The organism is Leptotrichia buccalis C-1013-b (assembly GCF_000023905.1).
GTDB lineage: Bacteria > Fusobacteriota > Fusobacteriia > Fusobacteriales > Leptotrichiaceae > Leptotrichia > Leptotrichia buccalis.
The window spans coordinates 1,084,829-1,109,007 of record NC_013192.1 but is presented as its reverse complement, the minus strand read 5'-3'; the positions used below and the strand labels follow the sequence as shown (position 1 = coordinate 1,109,007).

23 protein-coding genes are annotated in these 24,179 nt (G+C 28.3%); 7 read left to right on the top strand and 16 right to left on the bottom strand.

What is annotated here, in order from left to right:
• The first annotated feature begins 189 nt into the window (after positions 1-189).
• Entirely contained in the window at positions 190-1,065 is an 876-nt protein-coding gene (locus LEBU_RS05085) for a CPBP family intramembrane glutamic endopeptidase (RefSeq protein WP_015769266.1), read from the top strand.
• A gap of 297 nt (positions 1,066-1,362) precedes the next feature.
• Here the strand turns inward: LEBU_RS05085 and LEBU_RS05080 are convergent, their stop codons facing one another.
• Together LEBU_RS05080 and LEBU_RS05075 are read right to left on the bottom strand one after the other, a co-directional pair.
• On the bottom strand, positions 1,363-2,247 hold the full coding sequence (locus LEBU_RS05080) for a CPBP family glutamic-type intramembrane protease (protein WP_015769265.1): 885 nt from the start codon (positions 2,245-2,247) through the stop codon (positions 1,363-1,365).
• 18 nt (positions 2,248-2,265) lie between these two features.
• Positions 2,266-2,871, bottom strand: a complete 606-nt coding sequence (locus tag LEBU_RS05075; RefSeq protein ID WP_015769264.1) for a PadR family transcriptional regulator — start codon at positions 2,869-2,871, stop codon at positions 2,266-2,268.
• A gap of 166 nt (positions 2,872-3,037) precedes the next feature.
• Here LEBU_RS05075 and LEBU_RS11870 point away from each other — a divergent pair, with 166 nt between their 5' ends.
• Positions 3,038-3,190 (top strand): hypothetical protein, encoded by a 153-nt coding sequence (locus LEBU_RS11870; protein ID WP_157859508.1) that lies wholly within the window; start codon positions 3,038-3,040, stop codon positions 3,188-3,190.
• Between the two features lie 112 nt (positions 3,191-3,302).
• Here the strand turns inward: LEBU_RS11870 and LEBU_RS05070 are convergent, their stop codons facing one another.
• The 7 genes from LEBU_RS05070 to LEBU_RS05040 form a co-directional block, all read right to left on the bottom strand.
• Complete coding sequence (locus tag LEBU_RS05070) at positions 3,303-4,880, bottom strand: M48 family metalloprotease (protein ID WP_015769263.1); 1,578 nt, start codon at positions 4,878-4,880, stop codon at positions 3,303-3,305.
• Between the two features lie 115 nt (positions 4,881-4,995).
• Positions 4,996-5,751 carry a tRNA (guanosine(37)-N1)-methyltransferase TrmD gene (gene trmD, locus LEBU_RS05065; protein ID WP_015769262.1) on the bottom strand — a complete coding sequence of 252 codons (756 nt, stop codon included), beginning with the start codon at positions 5,749-5,751 and terminating at the stop codon, positions 4,996-4,998.
• A 27-nt stretch (positions 5,752-5,778) separates the two neighbouring features.
• Complete coding sequence (gene rimM, locus LEBU_RS05060) at positions 5,779-6,288, bottom strand: ribosome maturation factor RimM (protein ID WP_015769261.1); 510 nt, start codon at positions 6,286-6,288, stop codon at positions 5,779-5,781.
• 24 nt (positions 6,289-6,312) lie between these two features.
• On the bottom strand, positions 6,313-6,732 hold the full coding sequence (locus LEBU_RS05055; RefSeq protein ID WP_015769260.1) for a PTS-dependent dihydroxyacetone kinase phosphotransferase subunit DhaM: 420 nt from the start codon (positions 6,730-6,732) through the stop codon (positions 6,313-6,315).
• A 36-nt stretch (positions 6,733-6,768) separates the two neighbouring features.
• A complete protein-coding gene (locus tag LEBU_RS05050; protein ID WP_015769259.1) occupies positions 6,769-7,332 on the bottom strand; it encodes an RNA methyltransferase in 564 nt (187 codons plus the stop codon).
• Positions 7,329-8,450, bottom strand: a complete 1,122-nt coding sequence (locus tag LEBU_RS05045) for an O-antigen ligase family protein (RefSeq protein WP_015769258.1) — start codon at positions 8,448-8,450, stop codon at positions 7,329-7,331. Before LEBU_RS05045 ends, LEBU_RS05050 begins: the two co-directional genes overlap by 4 nt.
• Before the next feature lie 68 nt (positions 8,451-8,518).
• Positions 8,519-10,813: a peptidase U32 family protein gene (locus LEBU_RS05040; RefSeq protein WP_083767524.1), complete on the bottom strand. Its 2,295-nt coding sequence runs from the start codon at positions 10,811-10,813 to the stop codon at positions 8,519-8,521.
• Between the two features lie 288 nt (positions 10,814-11,101).
• On the opposite strand from LEBU_RS05040, the gene LEBU_RS05035 reads away from it, so the two are divergent.
• Both LEBU_RS05035 and LEBU_RS05030 read left to right on the top strand, forming a co-directional pair.
• Positions 11,102-11,545 carry a DUF3290 family protein gene (locus tag LEBU_RS05035; protein ID WP_015769256.1) on the top strand — a complete coding sequence of 148 codons (444 nt, stop codon included), beginning with the start codon at positions 11,102-11,104 and terminating at the stop codon, positions 11,543-11,545.
• A 55-nt stretch (positions 11,546-11,600) separates the two neighbouring features.
• Positions 11,601-12,233, top strand: coding sequence for a DUF421 domain-containing protein (locus tag LEBU_RS05030; protein ID WP_015769255.1), 633 nt, complete (start codon positions 11,601-11,603; stop codon positions 12,231-12,233).
• Positions 12,234-12,353: 120 nt separating this feature from the next.
• Here LEBU_RS05030 and LEBU_RS05025 read toward each other — a convergent pair whose 3' ends face one another.
• The 6 genes from LEBU_RS05025 to LEBU_RS05000 form a co-directional block, all read right to left on the bottom strand.
• Positions 12,354-13,316, bottom strand: coding sequence for a transketolase family protein (locus LEBU_RS05025; protein WP_015769254.1), 963 nt, complete (start codon positions 13,314-13,316; stop codon positions 12,354-12,356).
• Positions 13,317-14,165 (bottom strand): transketolase, encoded by an 849-nt coding sequence (locus LEBU_RS05020; protein ID WP_015769253.1) that lies wholly within the window; start codon positions 14,163-14,165, stop codon positions 13,317-13,319.
• Between the two features lie 52 nt (positions 14,166-14,217).
• Positions 14,218-15,567 carry a PTS ascorbate transporter subunit IIC gene (locus tag LEBU_RS05015; RefSeq protein WP_015769252.1) on the bottom strand — a complete coding sequence of 450 codons (1,350 nt, stop codon included), beginning with the start codon at positions 15,565-15,567 and terminating at the stop codon, positions 14,218-14,220.
• Between the two features lie 152 nt (positions 15,568-15,719).
• Positions 15,720-15,989: a PTS sugar transporter subunit IIB gene (locus LEBU_RS05010; protein WP_006803591.1), complete on the bottom strand. Its 270-nt coding sequence runs from the start codon at positions 15,987-15,989 to the stop codon at positions 15,720-15,722.
• 49 nt (positions 15,990-16,038) lie between these two features.
• Positions 16,039-16,470 carry a PTS sugar transporter subunit IIA gene (locus tag LEBU_RS05005; protein WP_015769251.1) on the bottom strand — a complete coding sequence of 144 codons (432 nt, stop codon included), beginning with the start codon at positions 16,468-16,470 and terminating at the stop codon, positions 16,039-16,041.
• Positions 16,464-18,521, bottom strand: coding sequence for a BglG family transcription antiterminator (locus tag LEBU_RS05000; protein WP_015769250.1), 2,058 nt, complete (start codon positions 18,519-18,521; stop codon positions 16,464-16,466). Before LEBU_RS05000 ends, LEBU_RS05005 begins: the two co-directional genes overlap by 7 nt.
• A gap of 176 nt (positions 18,522-18,697) precedes the next feature.
• On the opposite strand from LEBU_RS05000, the gene LEBU_RS04995 reads away from it, so the two are divergent.
• From LEBU_RS04995 to rpsI, 3 genes are all read left to right on the top strand, one after another.
• Positions 18,698-19,453, top strand: coding sequence for a nucleotidyltransferase domain-containing protein (locus tag LEBU_RS04995; protein WP_015769249.1), 756 nt, complete (start codon positions 18,698-18,700; stop codon positions 19,451-19,453).
• A 414-nt stretch (positions 19,454-19,867) separates the two neighbouring features.
• A complete protein-coding gene (gene rplM, locus LEBU_RS04990) occupies positions 19,868-20,302 on the top strand; it encodes a 50S ribosomal protein L13 (protein WP_015769248.1) in 435 nt (144 codons plus the stop codon).
• Between the two features lie 13 nt (positions 20,303-20,315).
• Positions 20,316-20,714 carry a 30S ribosomal protein S9 gene (gene rpsI / locus LEBU_RS04985; protein ID WP_015769247.1) on the top strand — a complete coding sequence of 133 codons (399 nt, stop codon included), beginning with the start codon at positions 20,316-20,318 and terminating at the stop codon, positions 20,712-20,714.
• 143 nt (positions 20,715-20,857) lie between these two features.
• On the opposite strand, the gene LEBU_RS04980 is transcribed toward rpsI, so the two are convergent.
• Entirely contained in the window at positions 20,858-24,178 is a 3,321-nt protein-coding gene (locus LEBU_RS04980) for a protein kinase domain-containing protein (protein WP_015769246.1), read from the bottom strand.
• Between the last annotated feature and the right edge of the window lies 1 nt (position 24,179).

The window sequence follows — 24,179 nt, the reverse complement described above, 5'->3', positions numbered from 1 at the left end:
ATAAATAAAATAAAATTTTTTTAGATATTGTTTTAAGATAAAAATATTATGCAAAAAGAATTTACATGTTTCATTTGAATAAGGCAAGGAGATATAAGTAAAATAAAAAATGGAATTCCCTCATTAAAGACATAAAAAAATTGACAGTGACATTGGCAGATTATGTAAAATAATTGGAGGCAAAAAATAATGAGTTTTAAGGATAATACAAAAAAAGATAGTTTCTTAATTTTATTTATAATTTATATACTTCATCTAATATTTATGATTTTTGTAAACAACAAAATATCAATCATAGATAGTCAGATATTTAAATATGTATACATGTTTAGAATACACAGATGGATACTTAGTTTTCCAATAATTTATTATTTTGTTAAAACTTATAAAAAATATGAATATTTTAAAACGAATGAAAAATTAAATGCAAAAGACTTTAGTGTATATTTTGCATTAGCCTTTTGGATAGGTAATTTTTTTAGTTTTTTAATTGTATTAATGAGCAGTCATAAAGGACGAACACCTGTAGTAGCAATATATGAACCTTTATATACAGATATAATAATGACAGTTTTTGTGGCACCAGTATTAGAAGAAATTGTATTTCGTGGAGTTATAATGAATAATTTGAAAAAATATGGAATTAAAACAGCAATAATTATTAATTCAATTTTTTTCGCATTATCTCATTATAATACAGATATGATTATTCCAGCGTTTTTCACAGGAATTATTTTTTCCTATGTTGCATACAAGTATTCAATAAAATATTCTATTTTAATACATTTTTTTATAAATGCAATAACAAAAACATCTCAAGTTTTAGCAATTTTAAGAATTGATATACTTCTAATTCTAATTGGTTTATTTTCTGCCTTTTTGATTATCTTTTTATTAGTATTTTTTATAATTAGATTGTTGGGAGGAAAGTACAAAGAGGTGCTTTCGGTTTTTAAACTGAGTATTGAAGATAGGAAAAATATACTTGACTTTATGAAGAATAATTTGTTATATTTACTGATAATATTTATGATTGTGATTTCTAATTTAGTGTTTAACTATTAAGATAGTTTGACGAAATGGAGGGTGTCTCATAAGTCAAAAATAATTTTACTAACATAAATATTATATATTTTTAAAAATCAACAGATATTATTTTTATTGATTTTATAAATATAGTAAAATATATAAAATTTATGATTTAGTAATTTTATTTACCTTATGAGGCAGCCCTTCAAAATTCAAATTATATTTTATTTGTAAAGTTTTTATTTAACTATTTGATACTTATGAGACCAGTATTTTGGTATTATAACTGATTTTCTTTGGGAACCTAAAAATCCTGATAATAATATAACAAAATTATACACTTTCTTTTTTACTTTGTTTCTCTTGTCTTTTTCTCCAATTTCTGATAACTAATCCCACTATCAAATAAAGAATTGTCGGAATTATACCTACTGAAAGTGAAAAAAGAAACGCCTGATTTTTTTCTACAGATACAATTCCTAAAAGAAGCAACGGATTTATCACTGCATCTTCCATAGTATGCATAATAACTAATGACCACATAGATTTAGTAACTCTAAAAATTTCCGTATACATTACCGTCCAGCATATTACTACTATTGTTCCAATAAAGAAAAAAATCAGTCTTCCAACAGGTAAAGTGTTTTGTATTTCACTTTCGGACAGAAATATCATAATATAAGGCAAGTGCCAAATCCACCAGATAAATCCGATAAGTAAGTATAATTTCAAATCGGATAATTTTAATTTTAACAATTGATTTGTAAGATAGGCTCTCCAAACTGACTCTTCAAATATATTTTTTATAAATTGAATGGCAATCTGTGCAAACAAAATCCCAATATAAGTCGTAATTCCAATATTTACATTAGAAAATTTGACACCTTTCGTTATTAATCCCAGTAATATAACAATTAAAGTTACAGTGGGGTATACCAAAAAGCTAATCAAATATAACTTTTTATTATTTTTAAAATTAATAGAAAATCCTGAGCCTTTCCAACCATCTCCTCCAAAAATACGAAGAAGAATTGTACAAATTAATGGAGATGCTAACCAGATAAGCATTCCAAAAGGCTCTTCTCCTGCCATTGTTCCAACATTTTCATAATGAGCTTGACCAGACAATTTATCAACAAGATATCCTATCCAGCCACAAGCAGTACTAAAAATCGTAAAGATAATTATATTTCGTTTAATCTTACTTGTATCATTCATCTCATCTCACCTTTCTTTCTATACTCTTTTCTTCAATTTTTTAAACCATTCTATGTTAAAAGCAGTAATATCAATTCCATAATCTAAAGTAGTCAATGTAAATTTACTGATTTCTTTAATATTTTCAGATATATCGTTTTCTTTATTTAAATTTTTAATTCTTTTTTGATATTCTATATCTATAAGCAGGTAGTTTTTAAGTGTTTCCCTTTCTTTTTCGATATGTATTGATTCTCTTAATCTTTTTAGCGCCGTATATTCCTCCTCTAAAGAATCAATGATTTTATCAATTAGATTCTTTTGTTCATTTTCTGAAACATATCCCATAAAAAGAAGTTTTCCGATATCTAAATTTTTTGTCTTTGACATATCAATAGGAATCCTTATCCATTTTATTAACGTTTTTTGTCCAATATCAGTTATTGAGTATCTTTTTTTATTTACTCCTTTTTCAACAAGCTCTTCAAAAGTAACCATTTCCAACATAAGCAATTTTTTGAGAGCTGCCTGAATACTCCCAAGACTGTCACTACACATAGATTTAAAATTATTTCTGATTACATTTCGAAGCTCATATGCGGTCATTCTGTGTAACATTAAAATTCCTAAAATTATTTTATCCATAATATACCTCCTATATATACCTTATAGTAACATACCTTTTAGGTATTGTAAAGAGTTATTTTATGATTCCAACCTCTGTTGGACTAACAGCGGCTTACAAAAACGAAATTGAAAAACTTCAGGATGAAAATCAGGTAGGAGTTGGCTTATAGCTGAATAGTATAACTTGAAAAAAGAAAAAGAAGATATACGTGGAAATGGTAAGTTTGACTTGAATATTGGATTGGATAACACAAGAATTGAAGTTACTGTAAATACTGGATATGACACTAAAGGTAAGAATGTAAGAAGTGGAATTGGATTTAGAGTAATTTATTAAAATTTTTTGAAAAATAAACTGCACCTTTTATTTTAACATATTGGATGCAGTTTATTCTTATAATAACCTCTTCTATTTAAAATGGGTTCGAGTATAAAATAAATATATAGATTTATCTACTGATAGTTGGTTTTCCTTCTGCTATTAGGATATTATTCAATAAATCAAATTCATCTTGCGAGAAATTTCTTTCGCTTACTTCATCATATTCTCCTCTATACCATGTTTTTCTACTAAAATAACTGGAATATCTAGGCGTTTGAAATCTACGATTATATTTAGCATATATTGAGTTTCTTAATAAAGCTAATTCTTCTGAATTAAAGTTTTCTATTAAAAAATTTACTGACGGCAAATTTGAGGCTAAATAACTTATATTTTCTAAATCAGTCATATTTTGTGAAGGTTGTTCACTAAAGTTTGAAAAATCTTTACTTGCTAAATTAATGTCAGAAATATCTTGTGAATTTGTATTTATTTGATTATTATTTTCTAGCTGTACTTCATTACTATTTACTTTTGTATTATTTTGTTCTATAGTTTGTTCTTGAGAACTTTTAGGAGTAGTATGTTTGATAGATATTGTATTATTATTCATTTTAGAAAACATATAACCTGTTAAGAATGCGATTATTATGCAAGAAACAGATAGCAATACTTTATAAAGAATGTTTGAATTTTCATTTGAAGATTCTCTTTTTTTTACATTTTCAGTATAAGTTGCTTGTGCGTATTCATTTGAAAGCTTTTGAGTTGGTGTATTTTTGTCAAAATTAATATTTTCAGTATAACTATTTTGAAAAAGATATATATTTAGTTTATCAATTCTTGAAAATGTATCTGGGTGAGTTGACATTAGATTTGCAGCAAAATTTTTGGGAGTTTCATTTACATCTAGTAATTCTGTCAGTGCATCTCTTAACTGTTCACCATAACCTAAATCATATGCGAATTTATCTGCTTCATATTCTTGTTTTCTCATAGAGTGACGTACTAGGATGAGTCCTAATTTTGTATACAATCCAACAGCTATCACATAAAAAAAATCAGCTATATAGGAAAAAATTAAACCTCTAAGACCTTTAATAATATCGAAATCATCGTCATCACTAGTTGCCACTCCTAAAATGAAGCTCATTATCCCAATCATTACTCTAGCAATCATAAAAGCACATGTCATAAATAAATTTCCAATATAGATAAATAAAAGGAAATCTGTATCCTTGTTTGATAAATGTGAAAATTCATGAGCGAAAATTCCCTTAATTTTTTCATCATCTAAATGGAGTAGACCTCTTGTCACGCAAACTGTATTTCTTCCTAAGGCAAAAGCATTAGGATAATGATCATTAAGCATATATAATTTAATATTGGGGGATAAATTTGGATCATTCATTTTAGCCCTCGCGTAAACTTCATTAAATAATGGAGTTAAACGATTAATAATCCTTGGATCAATTATTTTTTTGCACCCATTTATTAGTCTAAAAAACCATTCACCTAATGGAGATAAAACAATAGCTATCGTACCAACATATACAGCTATTCCACAAAGTAAACCTAATATCGGATAATTTGGACTTATTGAAATAAAAGGAAAAATAAATATTAAGATATTAAACACAAGCCATATAATAATTCCAATATTTTTAGATTTAAATAATTTTTTAAAAAAATCAATTAAATACATAGCACTTTCCTCCTAATTAATATTTTATTATTACTTTAATTGTACCACATAAAACCAAAAATAACATTACTGTTGAAAAAAATACATAAAAAGGAGTCCAGAAAAAGCACTCTTCTTATTTTAATTTCAATTTATATTTTTCACATAGTTTCAAAAATTCTTCATCTTCAGCCAATTTTTTCTCAAATAAATCCATTCTATTTTTCATAGTTTTCTCGATCGAATGGAGCTGTCTATATTCATCAATTTTAGCATGATTCCCACTCCGTAATACTTCGGGAACCGAATATCCATCTATTTCTACGGGCCTTGTGTATTGTGGAAAACCTAAAAGCCCATTGTAAAATGAGTCAGTTTCAAAAGACTCCTTTTTTATCACGCCTTCCTTTATACGAATTACAGAATCCATTATCACAAGGCACGGCAAGTCCCCGCTGCTCAGCACATAATCCCCAATCGAAATTTCCTCATCTACAAATTTATCAATTACCCTTTGGTCAAGTCCTTCATAACGTCCTGAAATAAGCACGATTTCCTCTTTTTCTGAAAGTTCTGTAACTTTTTTATGAGTCAGCTGTTTTCCTTGCGGAGATAAGAAAATTACATAAGGCTTCTTTAAATCTGAATTTTCATTATTATAAAATTCGTAGTTTTCGTAAAAGAAGTTCCAGTAGGCTTCTGGCTTTAGAACCATTCCAGCGCCGCCACCAAAAGGGATGTCGTCCATCTGGCTATGTTTATTTCTGGCGTAATCTCTGATGTTTACGATATTAAAGTCAATAATATCCTTGTCAATTGCTCGTTTTAAAATAGTTTGGGATAAATACTGCTCAAATAGCTCAGGAAATAACGTAAGTACATTAAATTTCATTAATTTTTACCTTCTTTACAATTTTAATTATTCTCGCATTCCATCAATTAGGCTTACTTCAATTCTGTTGTTTGGAAAGTCGATTTTTGTTACAAACTCATCAATTAATGGAACCATTATTTCTTTTTTTGTTTCAATATCTTCAATGATTAAAATATTGTGAGCCGCGGTTTCCATTACGTCTACAACTTCCCCAATTTTTTCATTTTCAGAAAACACTTCTATCCCAAATAAATCTTTTATGTAAAACTCGTTTTCGTTTCTTTCAGGCAGTAAATCACGTCGAATTTTAACTTTGAAGCCATTCAGTTCTTTTGCCTCGTCAATATTTTCAATACCTTCAAAATCTAAAATTGCCTTTTTTTCATTCAGCCTTTTCACTTTCTTCACAACAAGCAATTTCTTTTTCTCATTTTTTTCCAATAAAACACGTTCATTTTCAATAACTTCAATATTCTCAAAAATCGAATTAATTTTGACGCTTCCACGTAAATGATGTGTTCCAACGATTGTTCCTATATTTATTAAATTTTCCATTTTTTATTTAAATTTCTCTCTTTCTTAAATCTTTTTTTTCAATTTTGTAAATTTTTTACTATCTTCAGCAATTATTTTTAACTCGTCCAAATCTATTCCATCAAAATTAGCTGCAACAGCGGAAATAATACCTTCTACCAAAGGCGCATCTGCAATTTTTGCTTCAACTTCTCCATCAAGTTCCTTTATAGCCTTAACCGCATTGAATACAGAGCTTCCCATATCCACAAATACAAGGACTCCTGCACCGTTATCTGCTCTAATTATTGCATTTTTCACATTTTCAATATTTGTTCCGTATACTTCCCTGTTTGCATTTCCGCCATTTTCCAATGGAAAATCAGTCTGCTTAAAAATTTTTACAAAATTTATTATTTCTTCTGCAAGTTTATTGCTATGGCTAACTACCACAATTCCCACTATTTTTTTATTTTTTTCCTCCATAAGTGTGTCCTTTCTAATTTTTGTATATTTTTTTATTTAATTTTCTCCGAGCAATCTGTCCAAAATAATTGAGACAGCGCTTCTGACACATAAATGATTATATTTAGTCTTTCCTCGAATCGGCTCCAAAATTTTGTAGGATAAATCCATAATTTCATTTGTAAGTCCCCATCCAGTTCCAAATAAAATCAAGTATGGCGAGTCATCTTCAACCATTTCCTTGCCTAAATCATCATATCTAACAGTATTTGGAAAAGTTTTTGCCGAAGTTGTAATGATTTTTGGCTTTTTTCCTTCAATTTTTTCAATTGTTTCTATTGCACTTTGGACAGAATCTTCAAGTTCTGTATTTTCAAAAGCTTCATTTCGATTTTTGTTAAATTCTATTCCGTTTCCTTCAGTCCAGTAGCCGATAATTCTGCTTGTCAATTCCTTCTGGGCATCGACTGGAGTGATTATGAAATATTTTTTTATATCGTAGGTTCTGCAAGTTCTGGAAATATCGTGTATATCAAAGTTTGTGACAGAAGTTGCCACAACTACATTATTTTTGTTATATACAGGATAATGTACAAGTCCTACATATATGTTATCTCTCATTTTTTATTCCTCTCAATTTTATTTGTTATTTTTCCAATTTTTCTAAAACCATAACTACGTATCTGTTCATTTTCTTCCTCATAAGATAGAGCCATAATAAATAAAAGCACAGTTTGTATCCAAAATATCGCAAAATCGGTAAAATTATGAACTACAATTCCAGCGATTAATGCAATTTTTAAAACATTATTTCTATCATTTCTTAAAATATCGTATAAATACCGCAAAAACACTGTAAGCAGGGCAATTGTTCCAATTAGACCATAGCTTAAAAGCAGTTCCACAAGAGCATTGTGAGAATGTGGATATACGTGATTTGTAAACTTATAATAATAAAAATTTCCATGTCCGTATAAAATATTCGTTCTTTTGAAAATTCTGAATGCCATGTCAATTATTTCCACTCTTAGCCAAAAATACTCCACCAGCGTATTTTCCCTCAAAAACGGCAAAACTCCTGAAATCACTCCAATTGCATATCCCAAAAGCAGCAAAATTCCTCCTGCAAAGTATCTTTTTCGTAAAAAGTAAAAAAACAAGGCAAATATTCCAAGCACTACTGCGATTAATGATGACCTTGAGCCAGTTAGAAAAATTGTCAGAATATTTACAAAAAATATTAAAATATTTATTTTCGATTTTTTTTCAAAGGCAAAATATAAATTTATAATCGCCGACATCATCATAATGCTTCCCAGATAATTTGGATTAAAATACGCAAAATATCCCGCTCTGTCGTGTGTAAACAAAAACTCGCAAAGTCCAATGAAAAATGAGACTCCAGAAAATTTTGCCATCCATTCTAAATTTCTATTTTTAAATTCCACATTAACAACTAACGTATAATAACGTCCAACTACAAGGCACAAAAATATCGGCACAGCAATCAATCCTAAAATATTCCTGTAAAATACAGATGTTATAATTGAAAAACCTAAAACAATCCCAATTGTTATAAGCGACTTATCCTTAAAAATTTTTTTATACTCGCCTGTCACAAAAATATTTATCAATATCAGAATACTAAATAATATTACTAAACCGTAGTGTATAAAAATTGATGCACCCAAAAGTAAATACAATTTTTTCAGATATTTCTGATTTTTTTCAATTTCCAAGTTTCCTCCTTATTATTTCAAATTTATCTTCCAAACCAATTTTTTACAATTTTCAATTCTTCTTAAATTTATAAAACTCCCTGCTCAAAAGCATACGGAGTATATTTCCCACTTTTTGTATCAACGCTTCTTATAATTTTTCTCACTTCATCCCCAGTTTCAAAAGTAAAATCAAGTCTAAGTTCATCCAAATCCAACTCATAAATATCATCCAGCTTCGGTATCAGATTCATCGGCTTATCCAAATAAAGTTCAATATTATCAAGTTCATTTCTTATAATTTTGTACTTATCATAAAATTCACCTTCCAGCTCCTTGTATTCTTTGTCAAAGATTCTATGCTCAATATACATTCCTTTTAAGTAGCCATAAATCACAAGTCCTTTTTTCAGCTTATCAGATTTTATGTTTTTTAACTGGCGATAATTTAATTCTGGCGATAAAAATACTGTTTCAAGATTTTTAAATCTCGAAAACATTTCAATAGTATGGTTATTGAAAACGTTTAAATTCCAGTCCAGCGTTTGTCCAGTCACTCCAGTTTTTTCTCCCATAATCGCCTGATAAAGATTGGAAACCAGATTTGTACCTATTTTTATTTTACTTGTTTTTGACAAATTTTTTTCTTTTGCAACATCAAACTGTTTTCGATAAATTTTTGTTATTCCCATTTCACGGCAAATTTTTTCCTGCTCATCATTTGAAACAAGTGCTGAAATAATAGGTTTCTCACTATTTTTATTTTTTCCATCTTCCAGATTAATTGTTTCAAAATTGTATGTTTTTCGCTCAATAGCTTTTCTTTTGTAAGATTCAAGCAGTTTTTCCAAAAGTTCCGAAACACATTCTCTTTTCAGACTTTTCAGCTCACTAAACGGAATAAATGAAGTTCCATCATAGTCAATCTGAATTTTTCCAAGCTCAAATGTCGTATCTCCAAGTTCCCCAATTTTTTCAGCGATTTGTTCCTTTGTAATCAATTTTTTTGCATCTTGTTCAATAATATTCCCTTTTTTCGTAACAGAAATTATTTCATTTTTCAGATTTTCAATTTCCAGAGTAAGTTCAATTTCTTGGCTTTTTTTTGCCAATAATGCGGCATTAACAGCTGCATATCTTTTAGAAACTTTTATATTATGGATAATTCTGTCATTAATTTCTTTAGAATAATTTTTGTAAATATATTTTGTCCCTTTTGGCAATTTTCCGATTGAAACAATGTCAAATCTATCAGCCTTTTGGACTTTTTCTCCTTCTTTCTGACTATTTTGCTTTTTATTTTTTCTTCCAGAATTTTCACTTTTTCCAGCCTCAATAATCCGAATTTTATTTACATATTCTCCGCCAATTTGCTCAAAATTTTCATCCACAAATTGAACTCCATCTCCTAAAATTAATTCATCATCAATTTTAAAATTATTCGATTCACCAATTCTCGCTCCAAGAAAATATCCAAAATTTGAAGAATATTTGAAATTCATAAGCTTATTATCCAAATAAAAATATCCTTTTGAATACCCACGATTAAAAAGTTTGTAACTTTCCGTCGGACGTGGAGTACCTTTTAAAATATTGTCATAATAGCTTACAGTTTCGTAAACATATTCACTTGATTTTTTTCGCCCTTCAACTTTTATTGCATCAATTCCAATGTCTTTTAACATATTTATTTCCTTTTCTTGCAATAACTGATCATTAGGACTTAAAAAATAAGCACTTTCCCCATTTTCATCTGTAAACTTTTTACGGCAAGAATAGGCACAAAGTCCACGGTTTCCACTTCTTCCTCCAATAAAACTGCTTATATAGCAATTTCCAGAATAAGAAATGCAAAGCGAACCTGATACAAAGATTTCCAGTTCAATATCGGTATTTTCACGAATGCTTTTTATTTCTTCAAAGGAAAGTTCTCTTGCAAGACAGACACGGGTAAGCCCTAGTTCCTTTAATTTATTGGCTTCAATGTGATTTGCTACAGTCATCTGAGTACTTCCATGAATTTTCAAATCTGGAAAATTTTCCTTCAAAAACTTCACAAATCCCAAATCCTGTACAATAACAGCATCAATCCCATGTTCATAAACTCTCTTAATGTTGTTGTACATGCTGTTAATTTCGCTGTCCTTCAAAATAGTATTTAAAGTCATAAGTGTCTTAACGCCACGTGAATGAGCATAGTCAATCCCGTCAAACACTTCCTGCATTGCCAGATTTTCATTATTTCTTCTCGCTCCAAATCCTTTTAGACCAAAAAACACTTCATTAGCCCCAGCTTTCACAGCTGCAACCAGTTTTTCATAATTTCCAGCTGGTGCCAAAATATTCATTTTTCCTTTTTTATCAAAATTCATTTCCTGTTTCAATTTAATTTTCTCTCCATTTTGTCGAATTTTTTTTACCTTTTATATTATAGCAAATTTGCTATTTTTTTCCAATTTATTTTTTAAAATAAAAACCTAATTTTAAAGTATTCAAATTAGCATTTTGATAAACTTTAAAATAAAAATTATTAATTTGAATATTTAAGAACAAAATTTTAAAGTATATTTAGAATTTCAAATTATTTTTTTGTAAAACTCTTTATTTTGTATGGAAAAAGTGATATAATAGCTATCATTTTAAAATTTTAGAAAGGAGATAATACTAAAAATATGGAATTTTATAATTTTATTTATTTAGAGAACAAAAAAATTATAACTGATAAATTTTTTCTTATTATGATTGTTTTAGTAATTGCATTTGTATTATTTGCATTTTGGAAATGGTTTAAGGGAAGCATTTCTTTAAGAGATAAGCAGCTTAGCATGCTTGGACTAATGTTTATTTTTCTGTTTGGCTTGTATCATTTTGAAAATTATAGGGCTAGAAATAATCAGGAAAAAGTTTATAAAAATTCGGCAAGTGTTATTAAAAAATTAGCTGAAAAATTTAAAGTAAGAGAAGATGAGATTTTTATAAATACTCCTGAAATAACAGAACACACTGTTTATAAAATAAGGGATAAATTCTATCAGATTCACTGGGTAGACAATAATATTCTAGTTGAACAGATGACAGTACCTTACGTAGATGAAATTAAGACATTTAAAGAATAATGAATTTTCTTATTTTTAAAAGTAAAAAATAATAGAGAAAGTGAGATGATGTAATTTGGATTTTATAATTCCTGTAGCGATAAAACTTACAATCGGATTTATTGCCTTGGTCGTATTTATGAATTTAAACGGACGAAGCCAGCTAGCACCAACTTCAACAGAAGATCAGATAGGTAACTATGTTCTTGGGGGAATTATTGGTGGTGTGATTTACAATCCTAGCATAACAATAGTTCAGTTTCTAATAGTTCTGTTAATATGGGGACTGTTAATGACAACAATAGATTTTCTAAAAAATTCAAACAAGAATGTAAAAAAAATGATAGATGGACAAATTGTATACTTAATAAAAGGCGGAAAAATGCTAACAGAAAATTTTGCTCAGGCAACTCTTTCTATTCCTGATTTTTATACAAAGCTAAGAACGAAAGGCATTTTCAAAATATCAGATATTGAAGATGCATTCATGGAATCAAATGGACAGTTAATCGTCATACAGAAAAATGATGAAAATTATTCGAATTTATTAGTTTCAGAAGGAAAAATAATAGAAGATAATTTAGAGCATATTGGAAAAAATGATGAATGGCTGAAGGAAGAACTAGCAAAGTACAATGTTTTGGATATTAATGATATTTTCTTGGTAGAATACAGTAATAATGATAAACTTTTTATTGTAAGAAAATAATAAAATAAAAATATACTCTTTAAACTTCTCAATTTCTCAGTTTATTGAGTATATTTTTTAATTTATCGTAATAGTCTTTAAAACCAAATTCAAAAATTTTGGTTTTAATTAAAATGAATTTTAATCTTTCAGTAATTCCATCGCAGCTCCGTAAATATGCTCCGCAGTTAATTCATACTCATTCATCAGAAAGTCTAATGTTCCAACTTGTCCAAATCTTTCTTTTATTCCAATTCTTCTTAATTTTGTATTTCCAGTTTCAGCAATTACTTCAGCAACTGCACTTCCTAAACCGTTATGAATGCTATGATTTTCACAAGTTACTATTTTTCCTGTTTTTTGTGCATACGTTTCAATTAACTCTTTGTCTATTGGATTTAAAGTGAACATATCTATTACAGCGGCATTTATTCCTTCGTTTTTTAATTTTTCTGCTGTTTTTAAGGCTTCTACTACCATAATTCCGTTTGCTATTAAAGTAATATCTGAACCATCTCTTAATAAGTTTCCTTTTCCAATTTCAAATGTTGAACCTTTTTCATAAATTGTTGATGCATTTTTTCTGATTGTTCTAATCCAGTAGAAGCCATCTTTTGTAGCAACTTGTTCGAGAATATTTTCAAACATTGTGGCATCTGTTACTTCTAGTACAACTGTATTAGCGAGTCCTCTCATTATTCCCATATCTTCAAAGGACATGTGAGTTCCTCCATTATGGGCGGCAGTTACTCCTGCGTCAGAAGCAATTACTTTTATGTTATTTTTTTGATATGCTCCAGACATAAAGAGCTGATCAAAGCATCTTCGACTCGCAAAAGCCGTAAAAGTGTGTGCAAATGGATATTTTCCAGCGATGGACATTCCAGCTGCAACACTTATCATATTTGCTTCCATTATACCGCAGTTTATAACTCTTTCAGGGTATTTATCCTGTATCTTGTCAGTTGTAATTGCATTCATTAAGTCAGCTTCAAGAGCTACAACTTTATTATGTTTTTCCAGTAATTCACAAAGTTTGGAAGAATAAACTTTTCTCATTTCTATTTCATCTTTTTTTGAAGTTCCAGTATAAATTTTTATCATTTATTCCACCTCGCTTTCCAAATCCTTTATCGCCTTTTCGATTTCCCGCTTTAGTTCATCAGTCAATCTTAGATGATGAGAATTTTTCATTTTTTCAATGTATTCGACACCTTGCCCTTTTATAGTGTCAAGTATTACAAATAGTGGTTTTTCATTGTTTTTACGAGGCACTTTCAAAATATCATACATTTTTTCAATATCATTTCCTTTTACAGTAACAGCATCAAAGCCGAATGATTTCATTTTTTCCTCAAAAGAGAATGGCTTTATTATTTCATCCAAAGCACCGTCCAGCTGTTTTTTGTTGTAATCGAGGAACACCGTTAAATTATTTAAGTTATGGTGAGCAATAAACTGAAATGCTTCCCAGCACTGTCCTTCATTTATTTCTCCATCTCCAACAATACAGAATACCCTATTAGATTTTTTATCTATTTGTAAGGCTTTTGCGATTCCTGTGGCAATTGAGATTCCTTGTCCCAGAGAGCCTGTTGTGGCGTCAATTCCTTTTGTTTTGAGTCTATCTGGATGGCTTGGCAAATTTGTTCCATTCTGATTTAATGTGTAAATTTCTTCAAGCGGGAAAAATCCTTTTAAAGCTAAAGTTGTGTAGAGTGCAGGGCCTGCATGCCCTTTTGACAGCACAAAATAATCTCTGCCTTCCCAATGTGGATTTTTAGCATCAACATTCATAATGCCACCATACAGTACTGCTAATATTTCAACAATTGATAAACTTCCGCCGTAATGCCCAAAACCTAGATTAGTAAGGGATTTTAGTGTATTTATCCTAATATTGGCGGCTAATTTTTTCATTTCTTTCACTTTTTCATTATAATCACTATTCATTTTTGGCTCCTTCCAAATGATAGTCAATTGTTATTTCTGTTTTAACAATGATTTATTCTGATTTTTTTGAAGGTACAAATCCAAAGGCTACTAAAATAGCAGTTATTCCAACGATTATTCCAGAAATTACTACTGGAGATATATGTTTTGCCATATTACCTAACACAATTCCAACTGTTACAAAATCTGCATCAGAGAATGTAGTGTTTGCAAATCCTAAATTTCCTAGCACTGGTAATAAAATTACAGGCAAGAATGTCAATAATAGTCCATTTGCAAAGGCTCCAACTGAAGCACCTCTTCTACCACCAGTAGCGTTTCCAAATACACCTGCTGTCGCTCCACAGAAGAAATGAGGAACTACTCCTGGCAAGATAAGAGTCCATTTTAACATACCAAGCATAAATAATCCAACAATTCCTCCTAAAAAGCTGCATAAAAAGCCAATTAATACAGCATTTGGCGCATAAGGGAATACGATTGGGCAATCTAACGCAGGTTTTGCATTTGGTACAAGCTTTTCAGAAAATCCTACAAAGGCTGGAACTATTTCAGCAAGAACAAGTCTAACACCTGATAAAATAATATAAACTCCCGCTGCAAATGTTATAGCCTGAATAATTGCAAATACTAAGAAGTTATCTCCGCTGCTTAATTCCTTTTCAACATATTCTTTTCCCGCAACTAATGCCAAAATTAAGTAAATTATCATCATAGTTAATGAAATTGAAATAGAGCTGTCTCTTAAAAAACTTAAATTTTTAGGCAATTTCATTTCTTCAGTTGATTTTGAACCTTTTCCAACTAAAGATCCGACAAATCCAGATAAAACATACCCTATTGTGCTGAAATGCCCAAATCCAACATCATCGCTTCCAGTAATTTTTCTAACATAAGGTTGTGCCAGTGCAGGAAATATTGCCATTACAAGTCCTAATGTCAATGAACCAATGATTACTAATAAAGGCCCGCTAAATCCTCCAACTTTTAATATTATTCCAATCATACATGCCATATACAAAGTATGGTGTCCTGTCAGGAAAATATATTTTAATTTCGTAAATCTTGCGATAAATATGTTCCAGAACATTCCAAGCGCCATTATTAACGCTGTTATTGTTCCATATTCTTTTAATGCCAATGAAACAATTGCTTCATTATTAGGCACTATTCCTTGAACATGAAATCCTTGTTCAAACATGCTTCCCATAGGCGCTAGCGAGTTTACAACAAGTCCTGCTCCTCCACCTAGCACTAAAAATCCTAAAATCGTCTTAATTGTACCTTTTACTATATCTGTAGCTGGTTTTTTCTGAACTAGTAAACCAATCATAGCTATCAATCCAACTAAAATTGACGGAACTTTTAAAATGTCCACAATAAGAGTTAATAAGCCTTTCATTTTGCCCTCCTAAATTTTATATTTTATTTTTTTGATATATTAAATATGTCTGACAACTTATTTTTTATTTTAACAAGGGGTCAAGACCCCTTGCTTCATAATATTTGTTTTATTAAATTCTAGATACATATAGTTTCCGAACAAGTTTATTTTTATTTTTTGAAATAATCTGTTAATTTTTCTTCCAGTTCAGGCATACTAATAATGCTGTCTAAAACAATTAATTTATCAGCTGGAACTGTTGCACTTTCTGCAATATCCTTTCCCATTACAAATACATCTGCTGCTCCTGGAAGTGCTGATGCCAAGTCAGAATGTTCAACTTCAGCTTCTACACCAATTTTTTTAAGAACCTTTTTAATGTTCATTTCCACCATAAAGCTACTTCCTAATCCTGATCCACAAACTGCCATTATTTTCATAATAATCTCCTCCTAATTTTGTTTATAATTTATTTTTATTTTTTTTTAATCAATATTTTTTTATAATTTCTAATATTTCGTCATAATCCTTTGAAACTATTAATTTTTCAATACTTTCATCATCTTGAAACAATTCCATTAACTGCATAAGAGTTTCCATATGACTATCAGCATCTTTAGTTGCCAGCACAAATACCAGCTGTACTTTAGAATTGCCATAATATACTGGATTATTTAGTTTTAAAAGGCTTACTCCAGTTCCCAATGTACCGTCTTCGGGTCTTGCATGCGGCATTGCCAAATTGTCTCTTAAAATAACATAAAAACCTAGTTTTTCGATGCTTTCTATCATAGCGTTGATATAATTTTCCGTTATTATATTTTTTTCTAATAGAGGTTTTCCTGCAATTTTGATACTATCTTTCCAGTCAATTACTGAATCTATTATTTGTATATTACCATCAAGTATTTTTTCTAACATACGAGTTCCTTTCTGAAATATTCTTCTAATTCTTCATATTCAGTTATTTTTGAGATTTTTTCAATAAAGTTATATTTTGTAATTAATTCAAATAAGTCATTTAAAATTCCTAGATGCTCTGTTTTGCTGGTAGTTGCAAAACTTAAAAATATGTTTGCGCCTTTTCCATTTGGAAATAGAACTTTTTCTTTTACAATTAATAATGAAATCCCCGTTTTTAATACATTTTTTGAAATTGATGCGTGTGGAATTGCCATTCCTTCCTCAATAATGATATAAGCTCCATGTTTTTCAATCATGTTTATCATTTCTTCTATATAATCTTGCTTGATAAATCCGTTTTTTTGAAGTATATTTCCAGCTTTAGTTATTGCTTCTTTCCAATCACTAACTTCGTTGACAAATTGAATGTTGTTTTTATTAAGCATTTTCTTTAAAATAATTCCTGCTTCAGATAAGTCATCAATAATTTTATTTTCAAGTTTATCTTTCAAATCATTTATAAGTTTATATTCATCTGTTATGGTTGTATTATTTTTTATTATGTCCATTATTTGCTTTAAAGAAATTTTTGTTATATTTTTTCTTATTCCATATTTTGATAAGAGGATAAAATCTTGCTCTTTAAGCAATGGATTTATTTTTATAACAGGAATATCATAGTTTTCTTCTAAATCGATAGTAGATAAAATTAAATCAATATTTGCATAATTTGGCATTGAAGTTTTTATTAAATAGTATGGCAGAACATCTACAATATCCAAATCATAATTTTCCTTTAAACTTTGTTCAAGCACCTTTGAACTGCCATAACCCAGTCCACAAATTAATATAACCTTTTTAGTTTTTTCAGAAGTGTTTCTTTCGATGGAAGCCTTTATATGAAAGCCCATAAGAGCAATTTCATCTTCTGGAAACTTTACTTCAAAAAGCCCTTCAATTTCCTCTATAGCTTTATTTACTACATCCAAAATAGGATCTTTTTCTAAAATTAATTCCTGAAAAACCGAATTTGTAATTTGAATATTATTTTTTATTCTGTACATAGCAGGCTTTATATGGTATAAAAGTCCGTTATATAGTATTTCATCACGTGTCAAGTCAGTTTTTACAATTTTGCTCACTTTGGAAATCATTTTTTTTATAATCAGTTCCTCGTTTATCCAGTCTTCAAACGAATTATTTTTTAAACTGTTTATATTTATCCCCATTATTAAATCTGTTATTTCAATCAATATCTCAGTCTTTATTTCATTTTTATTCAAAATATTTTTTAAAATTTTTTCAATTTTTTTGTATTCTTCCGTATTAATTAAAAATTTCTTTGCAGTCAAATCATTGCTGTTTTCATAAATTTTCTCGAAATTTAATAAAATTAACACATAAGAAAATATTTTATTATAGCTTTCCTCATTTATATTTAAAAACATCACTTTTTCAATTTCTACAATAAATTTTTTTGTATTTTCAATATTTTTTTGTTTGATATATTTGAAGAAATAACGATAAACCTGTGCCTTTACTACTTTTGAAGAATTTTTATCATTAAGGGAGCCAAATATTTTCTCTAGAAGTTCAATTTTTTTTATGAGAATTTCTCGAAAATTACCATTAAGGCGATAACCATTAGCATTTTTATAAACTAGCTCGATTCCTTGCATTTTAAATTCTTCTGATATCAGTTTCAAATCTTTTTTTATTGTTGTTCTAGAAATCTCAAGTTCTTCACATATCTTTGTAATATTAAGTCCTTTTTCGTCAAAAAATAATATTAACTTTAAAATATCTATCCTGTCTTCTATAGATAATTTATGAATTTTTTCCAAAATCTCAAATAAATTTTTAAAATCCTGATTAGTGTCAAGAGAAATGCTATTTTTAGCCTTTTTAGTAATTTTGTAGTCAAGTAACCGCAAAATGCTGTCGATGTTATTAATATAATATCTGGCCGCCCTGTCTGAAACTCCATATTTCTCAGATATTAATTTAAAATTATATTTTTTCCCTTTAATAAGGTTATTTAATATTTCAGTTTCCCTATAGTTTAACATAATATTCACCTTTCTATAATAAGGATACCTCTATAAATTAAAATAATCAATTTACATTACACTTCAAATATATTTGAAAAAATGTTACCCTCTGTTTTTTTATTTAGAATTTTATTTTTTGTGGTATAATTTAAATATATTTGACAATAAATTTTAATTTTGAAAGAAGGGATTAAATGAATAAAATTATAAAACAAAAATTAGAAGAAATTGAAAAAATAGAAAATGTAAAAATTATTCTTGCTGTGGAATCTGGAAGTCGTGCTTGGGGATTTGCTTCGCCAGATAGCGATTATGATGTGAGATTTATTTATGTGAGGGAAACTAAGGAATATTTGAAACTAAATGAAATTCGGGATGTAATAGAATGGCAGCTTGATGAAACACTGGACATTAGTGGTTGGGATATAAAAAAGGCGTTAAAATTACTGTATAAAACAAATCCCGCTTTGCTTGAATGGTGTAATTCTCCAATTGTATATAAAAAAACGAAAGAATTTGAAGAATTAAAAAAATTATTGCCACACTATTTTTCGCCTAAAAAAAATTTGTATCATTACTTGAATATGGCAAAAACGAACTATCGTGAATATTTAAAAGGAGATAAAGTAAGAATAAAAAAATATTTTTATGTTTTACGTTCGCTACTTGCTACAAAATGGATACTTGATAAAAAGATTTATCCACCAATGGAATTTTCAAAACTTTTAAATGAAGAACTGAAAAATGATGAAAAAGTAAAAATGGAAATAGAAAAACTATTGGAAAAAAAGATTCAAATGCTGGAAATGGATTATTCAGAAAAAATAGAAATTCTTAATGAATATATTGAAAAAAACTTTGAAATAATGGAAGAAAATATCAATAAAATAACCGATGAAAAACATAATTGGGAAAATTTGAATGAATATTTTTATAAAATTTTGAAATAACTCGAACCCATTTAAAATAGAACTATTAAAAATCATATAAATTTAGGGTTTGGGTAAAATAGTCGTAGCTTTTGAGTTTGGTTTTAAGTCAGTTTTACTATAAATATGCAAAATCTGTCTGACAGTAATATGTATTTAGAATTTAATAAAACAAATATTCTGAAGCAAGGGGTCTTGACCCCTTGTATAAATAAAAAATTTAGGTTGTCGAACATATCTATTGAATTTTACAAGGATTAAAAGTAAAAATGGTATTTTTTATGAATAAAATCTTTTAAATTTCTTCAAATGGAAAAATATCAAGGAAATTCACTTGACAAGTAAAAGGAAATAATATATAATTAACTAATATGAGCCTTTCCCACAAAGGACCGTTATTCTATAAAATAGAGAATAAAAACAGGAGGAAACAAAGTGAGTAAATACACTGTAATGCAAAAAAAAGAAGAAGTTGTAAGAAACTGGTATGAGATAGACGCAGAAGGAAAAGTACTTGGAAAACTAGCTACTGAAATCGCAGTTAGATTAATGGGTAAACATAAACCAAGTTACACACCACACGTTGATGGAGGAGATTTTGTTATCGTATTGAACGCTGATAAAATTGCTGTAACAGGGAACAAATTATTAGACAAAAAATATTACAGACATAGTGGATATCCAGGTGGATTGAAAGTAAGAAATTTAGAAGAAATGTTACAAAAACAACCTACTGAAGTAATCAGAAAAGCTGTAGAAAGAATGTTACCTAAAAACAAATTAGGAAGCCAAATGATTAACAGATTGAGATTATTCACAGGAACAGAACATACGCATACAGCACAAAAACCAGAAAGAATAGAGTTATAGGAGGTAAATTTTCGTGGCAGAAAAAATTCAATATTTAGGAACTGGAAGAAGAAAAACTTCAGTAGCAAGAGTAAGATTAGTACCAGGTGAAACTGGAGTAACAATAAATGGAAAAGATATGAGAGAATATTTTGGTGGAAGAGAAATCTTGGCTAAAATAGTAGAACAACCATTGGAATTAACAGAAACTTTAAACAAATACGGAGTAAAAGTTAATGTAATTGGTGGAGGAAACACTGGACAAGCAGGAGCAATTAGACATGGTGTTTCAAGAGCTTTATTAGTAGCTGATGCTGAATTAAGAGGAGCTTTAAAAGAAGCAGGATTCTTAACAAGAGATTCAAGAATGGTTGAAAGAAAAAAATACGGGAAAAAGAAAGCAAGAAGAAGCCCACAATTCTCAAAAAGATAATTGTATTATTTTATATGCCCTTGGAAACACTGGTTTTCAGGGGTTTTTATTTTATAAAAAAATTATGGAAAAGTATAGAAATATTCGTTACTATATCTTTTCCACTATATTTTTCAAAATTTAATAAAAATTTTTTAGATTATTTAAAAGATTGATGCAATTACTCCAAACAGAATCATCAGAACAATCACTACTAAGACATCTCCTAAAAGAAGTACTATAAATCCATTGAAAATTCCCGTTAAACTAAACATCGAAGTTTGAGTCATTCCTATTAAAGAATATCCCAATAATGCAAATGGTATTTTATATAAAACATATCCTGAAAAAAGATTACCACTGTTTAAAAACATTCCAATCGCAGCTGGCACTGCTAATAATAAAGAAAAATAAAACCATCCTATTTGTTGAGACGTAGTTAGTAAACTAAGCGGAACTAAAATTCCAGGAATTAACATAATGTAAAATAATACACCTTTTATAGTACTTGTATCAATAGATTCAATAATTTTTTCAATATTCTTCCATAGCATCGCAAAAAGTACTACTGCTATTCCGCAAGGAATTAAAGAGTTTAAAGTGTATTCAATTGAACGGTTATAAGTATAGACTCCAATTATTGAAATTATTGATAATGTTGACCATATTTTTACTGAATATGAAAAGTAAGTGTCTATGTGCGTCTCTATTGCAAATATATATATTGTTGCAAGAAATAGAAGATAACAGTACATTTTAAAGAAGAAATACTCATTAGCAAAAATATCAAGATTCTTAAACGTAAAAAACAATATTGACGTCATAGATAACACTGGAAGTACATGCTGTATTTTTTCTATTATTTTTCTTATTTTTTTATAATTATCGACAGATTGACCATACTTTTTAGCTAATTCATATAATTTTTTCTCAGCTTCAGAATAATCTTCCTCAAATTTTCCTTGTGCTTGTCTATGAATTAAATCAGATATTCGATCTATATTTTTTTCATAATCATTTCCAAAAGTTCTCTCAAAAAGAATATCATATTCTCTTTCAATGACTTTATAATCTGTACTCATCTGTAATATTGTAAAAGTTACAGCTTTAATTATAAAATATACTCCTATTCCATAAAATAAATACTGAAATGTTGGAAGAATATCTCTTATTCCCACATTTTCAATATTAGCATACAAATTATTTATACTAAAGACATACCCTAAAATGAATGATATTATCGAAGCTAAATAGAATGGTGCTATTCTGACATTTCCCAGATATTTTGTTAAATTTTTCAATGATAATTTTTTTTCAGAGACTTCTTTTTTAAAATCTTCATTGTATTTTCTTAATTCTATATTTTGGGGATATTTGCTATAATGTCTTGTTACAATTACATCTTCAGGATAAGATTTCATTATTACACTATATGGGTTATTTTCAAATCTTCTTTCAAATTCTTGATACTTATTTTCAAAATTATTAATGGTTCTCATTATTTCGTTTATATCCATTTTTTCTAGAAAAATTTGGCAATTACAAATATTATCTAATATTTCTTGTGATTCTAAACCAGTTGCTTCATATTTAGAGCTATTAATGTCATTTATTACGGTTTTTAATTTGTTATATTTGTAATTAATATTGTTTATGTTTCTTTCTAAAAATTTTTCCCTTATTTTTAATTTGACTTCATCTTCTTTTGCTTCTTTCTCAAGTGCCATTAAAAATTTCAACATATTAAAGCTATTTTCATTTATATCCACATCATATCCATTAATATACAATAAAGCTAATAATGGTGTCAATGCCTCATTTTTATTATTAATCCATTCTTTGATTAAATCATTAAAATCTTTTCTTCGATATGTATATTCTTTTACATTTTTTCCATTATTATCAGGATCAAAACAAATTATTAATATAAAAGCTATTAGTATACTTTTATAATTCTTGATTTCTTCAAGTCTTTCTATGAATTTAGTATCAAATTCTGATTTTGTTAAAAATTCTTGTATAGCTCCTCTTTGAAGAAGACGTTTTAACTCTTGATGTGGAATAAAGGGAATTTGTTTATAGTTTTTTATTTCTTCATTTCCCCATACAAATATATATTCATCTTTTAAAAATTTATATAATTCAAAAAGTTGATATTTTTTCTCGAAATTATCTCCAGTTAAATATAATCTTTCTATATCTGACATTTTTTTTGCATCATACAGCATATTATTTTTTTCAAAATTTTGCGAAAGAAACTCATTATTTAATATCTCGTCTGCTTTATCTTTATTTTGAATTAAGAAGTCATACATTTCATTTTTAGACCAAAGAGTTTTTCCATAGATCCTTAAAGGAAAATCAAAATTACCCTCTTCTTCCATTTTTACTTCTCTTTTTAAAGTATTATCTCCCTTTAAAAATCTTTCTATATGTTTATCATTAAATCTATCTGCAGGAGAATATTTTAACAGCCCTCTTATTAAAGCTTCAAATAACTTATGTTCATTTAATCTTGACAATCCATAATATTTATCACTCATCATATCATCATTAAGTAATTTTTTATCTTTAACAGACTCATACATTAATTTTTTTGTAAATAAAGTATACAATGTCTGTCCTAATGAATAATAATCAGATTCTTTTTTAACTCTTCCTGTATTAGGAAGTAATAACTCTGGTGCAGCATATCCTAAAGTTCCAAATTTTTTTTCATCATAATCTATATTACTTTCTATATAACGTGCTATTCCAAAATCTCCTAAGTATATTTTCCCTTTATCATCAATATAAATATTTTCAGGTTTTATATCTCTATGAACTATATTATGGCTATGTAGATATCTCAAAGCTTTAAGTAGTGAAGGAATTACATTTTTTTCTAGTTCTTCATATTTTAAAGGTGCTTTATTAAACAAATCTCCACCTGAATAATATCGATAAACTTCTGCAAAATATTCATGATTTTTTTCTGTAATGACTTTTCCATAAGATATAACTCTAGCTAAATTATTTTTCTCTACTTCTTTTCCTTTTTTATATACTAACTTAAGAATCTTTTTTCTATTCTCTAATTTTTTAGCATCAGATTCTATATCTATATTTTTAAGAATTTTTATTAGTACTTCTACTTCTTTTCCCTCATTATTATAAACTTTATTTTTAAAAAGTCTTGATTCTCCACTTTTTACTTTTATTTCATCTGTATCTTTTATTTTTAAAGTTAAACGTCCATTATCAGAAATATAAGTTTTTTCTCCATCTAAATCTATTTCTTCATTTCTTATATTATTAAAATCATTTTGTGGCACCGTAGATTCTCTTTCAGCATCTATATTTTGCGGCACTGTTGAATTTCTTTCAATGTTTTCATTCTGTGGTACTGTTGCGCTTCTTTCAATAGTTCCATTTTGTGGTACTGTTGCACTTCTCTCAATAGTTTCATTTTGTGGCATTGTTGGTATTCTGTTATTATCACTCATT

Excerpts from the sequence above, each read along its gene's own strand:
- LEBU_RS05070 (WP_015769263.1), bottom strand. The coding sequence starts at position 4,880 with ATGTATTTAATTGATTTTTTTAAAAAATTATTTAAATCTAAAAATATT.
- trmD (WP_015769262.1), bottom strand. The coding sequence starts at position 5,751 with ATGAAATTTAATGTACTTACGTTATTTCCTGAGCTATTTGAGCAGTAT.
- LEBU_RS05080 (WP_015769265.1), bottom strand. The coding sequence starts at position 2,247 with ATGAATGATACAAGTAAGATTAAACGAAATATAATTATCTTTACGATT.
- LEBU_RS05010 (WP_006803591.1), bottom strand. The coding sequence starts at position 15,989 with ATGAAAATAATGGCAGTTTGTGGATCAGGATTAGGAAGTAGCTTTATG.
- LEBU_RS05075 (WP_015769264.1), bottom strand. The coding sequence starts at position 2,871 with ATGGATAAAATAATTTTAGGAATTTTAATGTTACACAGAATGACCGCA.
- LEBU_RS05015 (WP_015769252.1), bottom strand. The coding sequence starts at position 15,567 with ATGAAAGGCTTATTAACTCTTATTGTGGACATTTTAAAAGTTCCGTCA.
- LEBU_RS05050 (WP_015769259.1), bottom strand. The coding sequence starts at position 7,332 with ATGAGAGATAACATATATGTAGGACTTGTACATTATCCTGTATATAAC.
- LEBU_RS05000 (WP_015769250.1), bottom strand. The coding sequence starts at position 18,521 with ATGTTAAACTATAGGGAAACTGAAATATTAAATAACCTTATTAAAGGG.
- rimM (WP_015769261.1), bottom strand. The coding sequence starts at position 6,288 with ATGGAAAATTTAATAAATATAGGAACAATCGTTGGAACACATCATTTA.
- LEBU_RS04995 (WP_015769249.1), top strand. The coding sequence starts at position 18,698 with ATGAATAAAATTATAAAACAAAAATTAGAAGAAATTGAAAAAATAGAA.
- LEBU_RS05020 (WP_015769253.1), bottom strand. The coding sequence starts at position 14,165 with ATGAATAGTGATTATAATGAAAAAGTGAAAGAAATGAAAAAATTAGCC.
- LEBU_RS05085 (WP_015769266.1), top strand. The coding sequence starts at position 190 with ATGAGTTTTAAGGATAATACAAAAAAAGATAGTTTCTTAATTTTATTT.
- LEBU_RS05025 (WP_015769254.1), bottom strand. The coding sequence starts at position 13,316 with ATGATAAAAATTTATACTGGAACTTCAAAAAAAGATGAAATAGAAATG.
- LEBU_RS05055 (WP_015769260.1), bottom strand. The coding sequence starts at position 6,732 with ATGGAGGAAAAAAATAAAAAAATAGTGGGAATTGTGGTAGTTAGCCAT.
- LEBU_RS05035 (WP_015769256.1), top strand. The coding sequence starts at position 11,102 with ATGGAATTTTATAATTTTATTTATTTAGAGAACAAAAAAATTATAACT.
- LEBU_RS05005 (WP_015769251.1), bottom strand. The coding sequence starts at position 16,470 with ATGTTAGAAAAAATACTTGATGGTAATATACAAATAATAGATTCAGTA.
- LEBU_RS04980 (WP_015769246.1), bottom strand. The coding sequence starts at position 24,178 with ATGAGTGATAATAACAGAATACCAACAATGCCACAAAATGAAACTATT.